Raw genomic sequence first — 11,519 nt, forward strand, 5'->3', positions numbered from 1 at the left:
TTGGCCCAGGGGATGTTGCCGTAGTTCATCATGGCAGGGGCCAGGGCGCTGTTCTTGGCGAACACGTCGCCCAGGTGGGCGGAGGGAGAGACGGTGCCGTTGAGCACGTCAGCCACGCCGTAGAAGCCGTAGGCACCGGGGAAGCCAATCCACAGGATGGCGTCCACGTCGGGGTCCTCGGCCAGGCTGCCCACCTCCATAGGGTTGGCGGCGTTGATGAGCACGATGACCTTGTCGAAGTTGGCCTTGGCCTCGTCCAGAATGGCCTGCTCCTCAGTGCTCAGGCTGAGGATGTTGCCGGTGACGGTCTCCACGCCGTCGGCCAGACCGGCCTCGCCGGGATAGTAGCCGTCGCCGTTCTCGCCGCCCACACGGCCAAAGACCACGATGGCGGCGTCGCTGTACTCACTGTATTGGCTGTTGTAGTCGGGATTCAGGGCAGCCAGCTCGTCCAGGGTCAGCTCGCAGGGGTCGTTGTAGGACGTGATGGAGGTGTACTGAGGCATAATACCGCCGCCGAACTGGGGCGTGGCCCACTCCTCACCGGCGAAATTGGCCTCATAGGCCGCCAGCATGGAGGGGTTGATCTGGAAGCCACGCTCGGCAAAGGCATCGAAGATCTCCACAGTGGCCTTGCCGTCGGGAGTGCTGCCGCCGTTGTTGCCGTAGACGGGGGCGTAGCTGCGGATGCCAAAAAGGGTGATCTTGGCGTCGCTGGCAATGGGCAGGGCGTCATTGTCGTTCTTCAGCAGGGCATAGGTCTCCTGAGACTCCCGGATGGCGAACTCCTTGAAGCCCTCATAGGCCTCCTGGGCGGTGGTAAAGTCGGACTGGTAGGTCCAGGCGTCCTCGGCGTCGTTGGACTCGGAAGTCACCATCACCTGGCTGCGGGTGCCGAAGAAGGCGTCCACAGAGGTGCGGTAGAGCTCGAAGATATAGGCGGCCATCATGGAGAAGACCAGGAACAGGGCGCAGACCGCGGTCAGGCCGCGCCATACTTTGGGTTTCTTGAACATATCCATCCTCTAAAAATAGCATTGCAGAACTGCAAGAGAACGTTCTTTCCGCTCACCTCCTCTCTGTGTGCTCCGGTTGGAACGCATCTGTTATTTGCGGAAAATAATTTTGAGAATGGGGAAATAGACCCAGAAGGAGATGATGCAGTTGATCAGCATGGTGATCAAATCCGCCGTTGTCTCCCCCGCTGCGCCCATGTTCAGCGTCTCCATAAAGAACTGGTACACGGGCGCCTTGTACAGGCCCTGAAGAGCCGCGGCGATGAGGGTGATGGCCACATAGGCCACCAGATACCAGCAGGCCGCCTTCCCCATGGAGCTCTTGGATTTGAAGGTCACATTCCGCTGGGCGAAGAAGTTGATGACCTGGGCGATGAGCAGCGTCACCTGGACCGCCAGGAAGTAGGCCAAGCCGCCTCCGCCGCCGTCGGCAATGGCACCAGCGGGATAGTTGAAGATGTAGTAGACGCTCCCGTCAAAATTGTGGCCCACCGGGAGAATCTGAAAGGTGGTGTTCACCAGGTCGGTCATGCCGAACAGGCTCTTAAACACCGGCATGATGATCATCTGGAGCACGGTGATGCCGTTGCTCAGCATAAAGAACACCAGGAACTGGGCTGTTCCGGGGTGTTTGTCCCGGAAGCGGGTCCAGGGATTGGCGCCGGAGCGGGTCTTTGCTTCTTCCATATCAGTTCTCCTCTTTGCCCACCTGGAAGGTCAGCTCCACGCTCTGGGTCTGGGGGGCAATGATGCGCAGGGTGGCGGTACCTGTCTGGCCGGTCGTCCTGATGTAGGTGCCGCACATGCCGCCGTCGGAGCAGACGGTGTCCGGCCCGATGAGCTCCACAGGCCCGGACACCTCAAAGCGGACGGGCAGCTGGGCATAGGGGGCGGTGGATCCGTTCTCGTCCACAATGCGCACCCGGATGGCGGCGGCATCGTAGGTGTCCCCCTCGGTGAGGACAGTGGCGCTGGCATCGGCGGACAGGCTCAGCCTAGCGTTGGAGGACTTGGAGATCTCGGCCACTACCTTGCCGTCCTTCACCGCCTGGAAGCGGTACACCGGCGCGGAGGTACCCCAGTTCTCAAAGTACTTGGCATACAGCCGGGAGAAGGTACCCGGACCGGCCAGGTAGCGCACCGCCCGCAGACCGGTCTTGATAATATACTTGGCGGGAATCTTTACGCCGAAGCGCTGGATGGCCAGCAGGGAGTCCTTGAGGGCCTCGGCCTTGCGGTGGCTCCAGCCCTCCCCCTTCTCGATGGCGTCGCCGATGGTGTCGTTGAAGGGGATGGGCGGGTGCTTCAGGTGCTTCCACCGCTTGCCGGTGGGGCGGTACTCGCCCAGCTGGCGGTCGCCCCGCCAGACCCGGACAAAGTCGGCGTTGGTGAAGATGTAGTTGTCGCCGATGCTGCCGGCGGGGTAGTCGCCGATGTCCATCTCAGAGCCCACCGCCAGCACGGGCGCGGCATCTCCCGCAGAGGAGTAGACTGCCGCGGCCAGCTTGTGGTTGCGGAACATATCCAGCACGCCGTGGTAGCAGATACGGTCGCCGGAGCCGAAGTCGCCGTGGGTGTAGTAGTCGGCCATACACCAGCCAAAGCCGCCGGCCACCTCGTCCTTGCCGTAGATGGCGTCCAGCACAGTGGCGAACCGGAGGGCGTGGTCCAGTCGGTTGGCGGCGGTGTCAAAGGACTTGGTGGGGTACATGTGGCCGTTGTACTCGCTGATGAGATACCCTTTCTCCTTCCCGCCGGAGATGAGCCACTTGGGCAGCAGTCCGCCGTTGTTGCCGGCGTGGGAGAAGTCGTTGAAGGAGTACACATCCTCCAACAGGCTGCTCTTCCAGATGTACCGCACGCCGCTGGTCTGGCGGGAGGGGTCCAGCTCATGGGCGATGGCGTTGGTTCGGGTGTAGAAGGGGTCGTCGTCCTGGGACTCGTTGATACGCACGCCCCACAGGATGATGGAGGGGTGGTTGCGGTACTGGAGCACCATGTCCCGGGTGTTGTCACAGGCCACGTCCTTCCAGTGCTCGCCGCCGATGTGCTGCCAGCCCGGGATCTCAGTGAACACCAACAGGCCCAGCTCGTCGCAGGCGTCCAGGAAGTGGTGGGACTGGGGGTAGTGGCTGGTGCGCACCGCGTTGCACTGGAGCTCGTACTTGAGAATCTCGGCGTCGTGGCGCTGGACCGAGGCGGGCATGGCGTAGCCCACGTAGGGGTAGCTCTGGTGCCGGTTCAGACCCCGGATTTTCAGTTTCTTTCCGTTGAGGTAGAAGCCGTCCTTCTCAAACCGGGCGGTGCGGAAGCCAAAGCGCACCTTCTTCACGTCCAGCACATTGCCGGCGGCGTCCTTCAGGGCGGCCTGCAGGGTGTAGAGGGCGGGGCTGTCGGGGGACCAGGTCTGTGCGCCGGGCACCGGGCAGGGGAAGCTGTGAATTTCAGCCTCCGCCTTGGCAGCGCCGGTAAAGACCGTCTTGCCGTCGCCGTCCAGAATGGTCAGACCCACCGTGTCCGCCATGGCGCTGTTCTCCAGCGTCAGGTCCACCAGGGCCCTGTCCAGCTCGGGGGTGCGGACGAACACGTCAGCCAGAAAAGCGGGCTCCTTCACCTCCAGGTACACCTCACGGTAGATGCCGCCGAAGGTCATGTAGTCGATGACGTGGCCGAAGGGGGGCTGGTCCAGGCTCTCCCGGGTGTCCAGCCTGACGGCCACGCTGTTCTCCTTGCCGTACTCCACCAGGTCGGTCAGCTCCACGGTAAAGGCGGTGTAGCCGCAGAAGTGGCTGGCCGCCTCTTTGCCGTTGACAAACACGGTGGCCTGATGGGCCGCGCCCTCAAAGGTGAGGAAGAGCCGCTTGCCCTTCCACACCTCGGGTACATCAAAGCTGCGGCGGTAGCCGCAAATCATCTGGTAGTCGTGCTCGTCAGCGTAGTGGAGGGGGAGCATTTTGCAGGTGTGGGGCAGCCGCACCGCAGTGCTCTCCCCCGCTCCGTTGAGAAACGCCTCGTCAAAAGTTTCGGTAAACGCCCAGTCGTTGTTCCACGGAATGCGCTTTGTCAAATCCATCTTCCCCTTTATGCGATTCTTCTCAGCCCGGCCAGCTGCCGGCGCTGTCACTTTTCGAAAATAGCCTACCATAAAATTTTTTCACCGGATCGCCGTGCCCGTGAACGGTTGTTTTTTACCCGCAAGCCGTCCGTCACCTATTCATAAAACACAAAAATAAGCCCGGACTTTTTGGGCGTTTCGCCAAAGTCCGGGCTTGCGTTTATGTTGTTATACCCCGTCCAGGGGGATGAGGATCCGCAGCTCAAACCACGCTCCTCTTGTGGTGATGGTCACCGATCCGCCGTATTTCTTGGCGGTCTGACGGATACTCTTCAGGCCGTAGCCGTGGTTCCGGCTGTCCGCCTTGGTTGTGACGGGCAAATCTCCTTCGAACTTCAGCTCTCCCGCATAGGTGTTCTCCAGGCGGATGTGGACAAACGCCTTCTGCCGGGCCACCGAGAGATGGATCAGCCGCTTCTCCAGGTCCTGGACCTTCTCCACGCTCTCAATGGCGTTGTCCAGAGCGTTGCCAAAGAGGGTGCACAGGTCCATCTCATCCATAAAATTCAGCAGCGTGCCGTCCACCACACTGGTCAGGCTGATGTTGTGCTGCTGGCAGTAGAGGCTTTTGCTGGTGAGCACCGTGTCCAGCACCTGGTTGCCCGTCTTGTTCTGGGCCTCGTAGGCTTTGATCTCCTCCTCCATCCGGTCCAGATAGGCGTTTTTCTTCTCCGTGTCCGCCTCGGCCCGGAGGACGGCGATCTGGTGCTTCAGGTCGTGGTACTTCCGGTTGATAAGCTCAATGCTCTCCTGGCTCTGCTGGTACTGGGTGTACTGGGCATGGAGCACGTTCTGGAGAGCGTCCACCTCCCGCCGGGCGTGGAGCTCGGAGAGCTGGACGTGGTGGGCGTGGAGAATGGCGATACCGCCCAGGTCCACCAGGGTGCGGATGTTGAAGATCTCATAGACCCCCTGGCCGGAGAAGGGCGTGTTGACCGTCACATAGCTCAGGTTGCTCAGGCCGTAGACAGCCGCGCCGATGGCCACCGAGGACCACAGCTCCCGGGTGGTCAGCTGGGCGGCCTGGAGCGCAACGTCGCTGTTGCGCCGCCGGAAGTCCAGCAGATAGATCAGCCCGAACACCACAAGATAGGTCCCCAGCAGGAAGCCCCAGCGGATGAGCACTCCGGTGTCCTTCCCGCCCGCCATCACATACCAGTAGTAGCTGTACAGCTGCCATTCCAGTGATGCGGCAAACTCCGCGATGATGAAGGCGCGGACGCAGCAGTATGCCGCATTGCGCAGGGGAATTTTACAGCAGGAGGCCAAAAAGCCGAACATGATGAGCACGGAAGCCAGAATGCAGGGCAGAAACCAGCCTACGGGCAGATCCCCCGTCAGCTCCAAAAAGACACACAGTACCGCCAGGAAGCCGCCCGACGCCCCCCAGAGCCTGACGCCGTGAAAGCGTTTGGGCAGCTGGGCCACGCAGAACATGCAGGCAATCCACTCAGCCAGGGCGGTGTGGATGCGCGGGATATTGCCCAGCAGCTCCTCGTTCATTTGCTCACCTCGCCCAGGTAGTTGTTCAGGGCGTCCAGAAAGGCCTTTTTCCGGGCCCGGCTCACCTGCACCGTCTCCCCGTGGACAATGGCGTTGTCCTCCCGGATGGCGTCCACATGCTCCAGGTTCACCAGATACCCCTTGTTGCACCGGAAAAAGGCGCAGCCCTCCAGGGCCTTCTCCGCCTCCCGCATGGTGGCGTTGGTGGTGATGAGCCCCTCCTCTGTGTGGTAGATGAGGTCGTGATCCCGCACCTCAATGAACCACACACGGGAGACATCCAGCTTTCTGCTGCCACCCTTGATGTTGATCATCATATACCGCTGCTCCCGGTTACCAAGCCGCTCCAGGGCCCGGTCAATCCGCTGGGAGAAGGCAAAATAGGTCAGAGGCTTGAGTACATAGTCCAGCGCGTCCACCGCATAGCCCTTGATGGCATACTGGGGGGAGTTGGTGATGAAGATAATGACCACCTCCGGGTCCACACGCCGGATCTCCTCGGCGGCGGTCATGCCGTCCATAAAGCGCATCTCAATATCCATGAGAATCACGTCGTACTCGCTCTTGTAGTTCAGAGCGATCTCGTCTCCGTCGGAAAAGACGGTGATCTGAAGCCGCTCTCCCCGCTCCCGCTCGTAGCGGGCGAGAAATTCCCGCAGGGTTGCCACGTAGCTCTCCTCATCCTCCACCAGGGCAATCCGTATCATCGCTGCCGCCTCCCCCATCGGTACTTTGTTCTTTTTATCATACCATTTCCCCGCCTGACGCGCAACAATTGCCGTCAGGACAGGACAAGGGCCGGAGGCATCACGCCTCCGGCCCTGAATTCACTTGCTTTTCCGCTCAGGCGAAGAACTTGTCCATGGGCCGCTTCTCCTCCACGGCCTTGATCATGTCCGCCATCCTGGACAGGTCGCCCACCAGAATCACGCCGCACAGGCGGCCGCCGGTGAAGTAGTACCGCTCCAGACGGCCTTGGACGTCATCCCGGATCTCCACGGTCTGATAGGACACGCCGGGGGTCTTGCCCGGGTCGCCCAGGGAGAAGAGCTCGGTCTCCATGCCGTGGAAGGCCAGGATGGGAGAGATGGTCTTGTAGGCAACCAGGTCGCCGGTGGCACATGCGCCAGCCACCTTGCCCTGCTCCTGGGCCTCAGGCCAGAGGGCAAAGTTGACGCCGTTGAACTGGGCGCAGTCGCCGCAGGCGTACACGCCGGGCAGGTTGGTCTCCATGTTCTCGCTCACCACAATGGCCCGGTCGGTCTCCACGCCAGCGGCCTTGGCGATGGCGGTGTTGGCCCGCACGCCGCAGGACATCACCACCAAATCGGCGGGGATGACCTCGCTGGTGCCCAGCTTCACGCCGGTCACCTTGCCGTCACCCTCAATGGCGGTAATCTGAACGCCGGTCTCCACCCGGACGCCCACCTTGTCGCACTGCTTGAGCAGCAGCTGCGCTGCCGCGTCGTCCAGCTGACGGCCCATGAGCTGGGGCGCCAGCTCCAGCACGGTCACCTCGCACTTGGCCTTGCGCAGCTCCCAGGCCGCCTCCAGACCCAGCACGCCGCCGCCGATGACCACGGCCCGCTTGAGGGCGCTGCCCATGGCCTGGACCTTCTCCACGTCGCCGATGCGGCGGATGGCCACCACGCCCTCCTGGTCATGGCCGGGGATGGGCGGGATGAAGGACTCGCTGCCCAGGGCGAAGATGAGCTTGGTGTAGGGCAGGGCGCTGCCGCCGTCCAGGGTGACGGTTCTGCTCTCCGTGTCCACGGAAATGACCTGGCGGCCCAGAATCTGCACGATGTTGTTGGCCTCATACCAGCCGGCGGGATGAAGGGCCATCTGCTCCTCGGTGAGGCCGGAGAGCATGGCCTTGGTGAGCATGGGCCGCTGGTAGGCGGGGCCCTCATTGGAGATGAGGAGGATGCGGCCGGTCTTGTCCCGCTCCCGGATGGCCTCCGCCGCGCTGACGCCGGCGCAGCCGTTGCCCAGGATGACGTAGCTGTTCTGGGTGTCGTTGCGGAAGGTGGTCTTCTCCTCCTCCACCTCCACGAACTTGTCCCGGCCCACGCCGCATACAGGGCAGGTGTCCAGGGAGGAGTCGAAGATCTCACCGCACACCAGGCACTTCACCAGCTTGCGGCCGCCCTTGGGGGCGGAAGCCTTCTGCTCGTCCAGCTTCACGTAGTGCTCGGGACCCACGCCGCACACGGGGCAGCGCTCCTTGGAGCCGTCGAACACGGCGCCGCAGATCTTGCAGCGCACCTTCTCCCCTGCCTTGGGGGCGGCGGGAGCGGCCTCCTGCTCCAGGGGCACGAAGTGCTCGGGACCCACCTTGCACACAGGGCAGACCTCCGTGCCCTCGTCGAACACGGCGCCGCACACCTTGCACTTCACCTTCCGTGCGGGGGCGCGCTTGACCGGCTTCTGGTTCTCCAGCAGGGTCTGGCCGAAATTCTGGCCGAACTCCCTGGCCTGCTCCAGCTGGCCCTCGCTGGGCTTGAAGCGGACCCGGAAGGGCTCCACGGTCTTCATCTTCAGCTGCTTGAGCCGCTCCATGATGTGGGGCACACCCTCGCCGCTCCAGCCGTAGCTGCCGAAGGCGCTGGCCAGCTTGCCGCCGTGGGTGGTGGCGAACATGCCGGTGGTCAGGTCCCAGATGGGCTTGAGAGCCTCGCCCACAATGGTGGGGGTGCCCAGCAGGAAGCCGTCGGCGTACAGCAGCTCCTCGGCCACCTTGACGGCGTCGGCCTCCACCATGTCATAGGTGCGCACGTCGATGTCACCGCTCTCCTTGATGCCCTGGGCGATGGCCTGGGCCAGTTTGCCGGTGTAGCCGTAGGCGCTGACGTAGGGAATGATGACGGTGGTCTTGGGATTGGGGTTGATGACGGTGGACCACTCCTCATAGGTGTCCAGCATCCAGGGGATGTTGCAGTCCAGCACCGGGCCGTGGCCGGGGCAGATCATGTCCAGGTCCAGCTGGCGCACCCGCTTGAGGGCGGAGAGCATAAAGCGCTTGTAGGGCCCGATGATGCAGTCAAAATAGTACTTGGTGGCCCGGAGATAGCCCTCCTGGTCGGTGACCTTGCTGGCCACCACCTCGTCCATGGCGTAGTGGGAGCCGAAGGAGTCGCAGGTCACCAGGGTCTTGTCCTCCCGGATGTAGGTGTACATGGTGTCGGGCCAGTGGAGGTTGGGAGCCACGATGAACTCCAGGGTCTTGCCGTCCAGCTCCAGGGTCTGACCGTCCTTGACGGCGATGGAGTAGAAGTCCTTGTTGACAATCTCCTTCAGGAATCCAAGGGCGCAGCCGGTGGCCACAATCTTCAGCCGGGGATTCAGGTCCAGCAGCCGCTCAATGCTGCCCGAGTGGTCGGGCTCGGTGTGGCTGACCACCAGGTAGTCCACCTCTTCGATGGGGGTGATCTCCCCTACCTTCTTCAGCCAGTCCTCGCAGCACTTGGCCTTGGCGGTCTCAAAGAGCACGGTGTGCTTGCCGGTCTTGAGGACATAGGAGTTGTAGGTGGTGCCGAATTCGGTGTACATGATGATGTCGAACACACGCAGGTTGTGGTCAATGGCGCCGGTGAAATAGAATCCCTTTTTCAGCTCAAACGCTTCCATGTTTCATCGTCCTTTCTCTTGCTCCGTTGGGGGGCGGTAACTTCTCTGTTTTCTCAGTGCTTGCGCACAGAATGCTCTCATTGCTTTGGATATTACATCCGGAAGGCAAACAGCTTCTCCGGCGGCACCTCCAGGGCGTCGCAGATGGCAAAGACCACGTCCAGGGACACGGCACAGTCGGCGGTCTCAATCCGGCTCATGTGGGTGCGGCTGACGTTGATCCGCTCGGCCAGACGACTCTGGGAGAGCCCCCGCTCCTTCCGGTAATACGCGATGTTCAGTCCCAGATATTTGTATTTCTGACTCTGCTCCTTCCGCATGCTATCACCCTGTATAGTATACTTTTCCGATATGATTTAAGCCACAACTTAAAAGTATAATTTTATAACTTAACAAGTTGCAAAATTAGTGTATGACAGAACGGTCAAAACTGCAAGCTCTTTTTACAGCAGGCAGGCCGGTTTTGTTATGGCCCCTTCTCCCCCGGGATATACAGAACGCCCGCCGCGGTTTTCGCGGCGGGTGCTCATGGGCTTCAGACAGAGTTCAGGCCAGGGCGGTGGGGTCCACCTGCTCCAGCCACCGGAGGGCGGCGGCGGAGACGGTGCGCAGGGCGTCGTCCCCAAAGGGGGTGTCCAGCCCGGCGGAGGCCACCAGCTCGGTAAAGGTGCGGGTGCCCGCCAGCTTCACCAGGCCCAGGTACCGCTGCCAAGCGGCAGCCCGGTCGGTCTGCATCAGGGCCCAGAACTCCAGCGCTGCCGTCTGGGCCAGGCAGTAGTCGATATAGTAGAAGGGCACCTGGTAGATGTGGCTCTGCCGCTGCCAGCCCTTGGCGTCCCCGTAGAAGGAGATCTCCCCCAGCTTCATCCAGGGCATATAGGTGCCCAGCAAATCCCGCCAGATCTCGTGGCGCTGGGCGGGGGTCATATCCGGGTTCTCGTAGACCAGGTGCTGGAAGTGGTCCACCATGGTGCCGTAGGGGATGAAGGTAATGGCGTCGGACAGGTGCTTGTAGCGGAATTTGTCCGCCTGGGGGCCGAAGAATTTCTCAGACCAGGGCCAGGCGAAGAATTCCATGGTCATGGAGTGAATCTCACAGGACTCCATGGTGGGGCTGCGGTTCTCCAGAGGCTCCAGGTTCCGGGCCATATAGGAGGCAAAGGCATGGCCCGCCTCGTGGGTGATGACCTCCACGTCGCCCTGAGTGCCGTTGAAGTTGGCGAAGATGAAGGGACAGTGGTAATCCGGGATATCGGTGCAGTAGCCGCCCCCCGCCTTGCCGGTGCGGGAGAGCACATCCATCAGCTCCCCGTCCATCATGAAGTCGATAAACTCCGCCGTCTCGGGGGAAAGGTCGTGGTAGAACTCCACCCCCTGGGCCAGAATCTCGTCGGGTCCGCCCTGGGGTACCGCATTGCCCGTGCGGTAGAAGAGGGCAGCGTCGGCAAAGTTCAGGGGGTACTCCTTGCCCAGCCGCTTGGCCTGGGCCTTCACCACCTGCTCGGCGGCGGGCACCAGGTACTTCACCACGGCGGCGCGGAACTTCTCCACGTCCTCCTTGGTGTAGCTGTTGCGGCCCATGCGGTAGTAGCCCAGCTCAATGAAGTTCTCATAGCCCATCTCCCGGGCCTGACGGGTGCGGACCTGGACTAGCTCGTCATAGAGTGCGTCCAGCTCCTCCCCGTGCTCCAGGTAGAAGCGGCCCTCCGCCTCCCAGGCGGCGCGGCGGCGGGCATCGTCCGGGTCCTGCTTGAAGGGAGTCAGCTGGGACAGGGTGTACACGCCCCCCTCAAAGGGGATCTGGGCGGAGGCGATGAGCTGGTCATAGTCCAGCACCAGGGCGTTCTCCCGCTGCATCAGGGGTACAATGGCGGGGATGAAGGTCTTGAGCTCCATCTCCATGTCCTTCAGGAAGAGGGCGCCGTACTCACCCTCAAAGTCCGGCCGGAAGGGGGAGGCGAGCAGGGCCTTCTGGAATTCCTGTTCGTCCTCCTTCAGCAGGGGCAGGTGCTCGGCCAGAAAACGGGCCTCCTCATCGTAGTAGGCGTCCCGGGTATCGATGGTATGGCGGATATAGGAGAGGGCGTCGGCGGTGCGCAGGGCACTCTCCAGTTTCTGCATCTCCAAAAAGGCCGCTTTGGCCTCCCCGAAGGTCTTGGCCTCCCGCAGGGCCTTTGTGTTGGCCTGAATTTGGGCTTTGGCTGCCTCCAGGTCGGGCCGGGTATAGGTCATGTCGGAAAATTTCATGGTGTTTC

The 11,519-nt window shown here is 62.0% G+C and carries 8 protein-coding genes; all 8 read right to left on the bottom strand.

What is annotated here, in order from left to right; genetic code table 11:
- On the bottom strand, window positions 1-1,016 hold a 1,016-nt coding region (locus ACOX7T_RS12345), incomplete at its 3' end, for a glycoside hydrolase family 3 protein (RefSeq protein ID WP_433443180.1).
- Window positions 1,017-1,106: 90 nt separating this feature from the next.
- A complete protein-coding gene (locus tag ACOX7T_RS12350; protein ID WP_433443182.1) occupies window positions 1,107-1,703 on the bottom strand; it encodes a hypothetical protein in 597 nt (198 codons plus the stop codon).
- A gap of 1 nt (window position 1,704) precedes the next feature.
- Entirely contained in the window at window positions 1,705-4,089 is a 2,385-nt protein-coding gene (locus ACOX7T_RS12355; protein ID WP_433443184.1) for a glycoside hydrolase family 2 protein, read from the bottom strand.
- Between the two features lie 210 nt (window positions 4,090-4,299).
- Entirely contained in the window at window positions 4,300-5,634 is a 1,335-nt protein-coding gene (locus ACOX7T_RS12360; protein WP_433443187.1) for a GHKL domain-containing protein, read from the bottom strand.
- Window positions 5,631-6,341 (bottom strand): LytR/AlgR family response regulator transcription factor, encoded by a 711-nt coding sequence (locus tag ACOX7T_RS12365; protein ID WP_433443189.1) that lies wholly within the window; start codon window positions 6,339-6,341, stop codon window positions 5,631-5,633. Before ACOX7T_RS12365 ends, ACOX7T_RS12360 begins: the two co-directional genes overlap by 4 nt.
- 136 nt (window positions 6,342-6,477) lie before the next feature.
- Entirely contained in the window at window positions 6,478-9,264 is a 2,787-nt protein-coding gene (locus ACOX7T_RS12370) for an FAD-dependent oxidoreductase (protein WP_433443191.1), read from the bottom strand.
- 92 nt (window positions 9,265-9,356) lie between these two features.
- Window positions 9,357-9,584 carry a helix-turn-helix transcriptional regulator gene (locus tag ACOX7T_RS12375; RefSeq protein WP_006574750.1) on the bottom strand — a complete coding sequence of 76 codons (228 nt, stop codon included), beginning with the start codon at window positions 9,582-9,584 and terminating at the stop codon, window positions 9,357-9,359.
- A gap of 226 nt (window positions 9,585-9,810) precedes the next feature.
- A complete protein-coding gene (locus ACOX7T_RS12380) occupies window positions 9,811-11,511 on the bottom strand; it encodes a M3 family oligoendopeptidase (protein ID WP_433443194.1) in 1,701 nt (566 codons plus the stop codon).
- Window positions 11,512-11,519 lie beyond the last annotated feature (8 nt).

It is taken from the genome of Pseudoflavonifractor sp., assembly GCF_050943825.1.
GTDB lineage: Bacteria > Bacillota > Clostridia > Oscillospirales > Oscillospiraceae > Pseudoflavonifractor.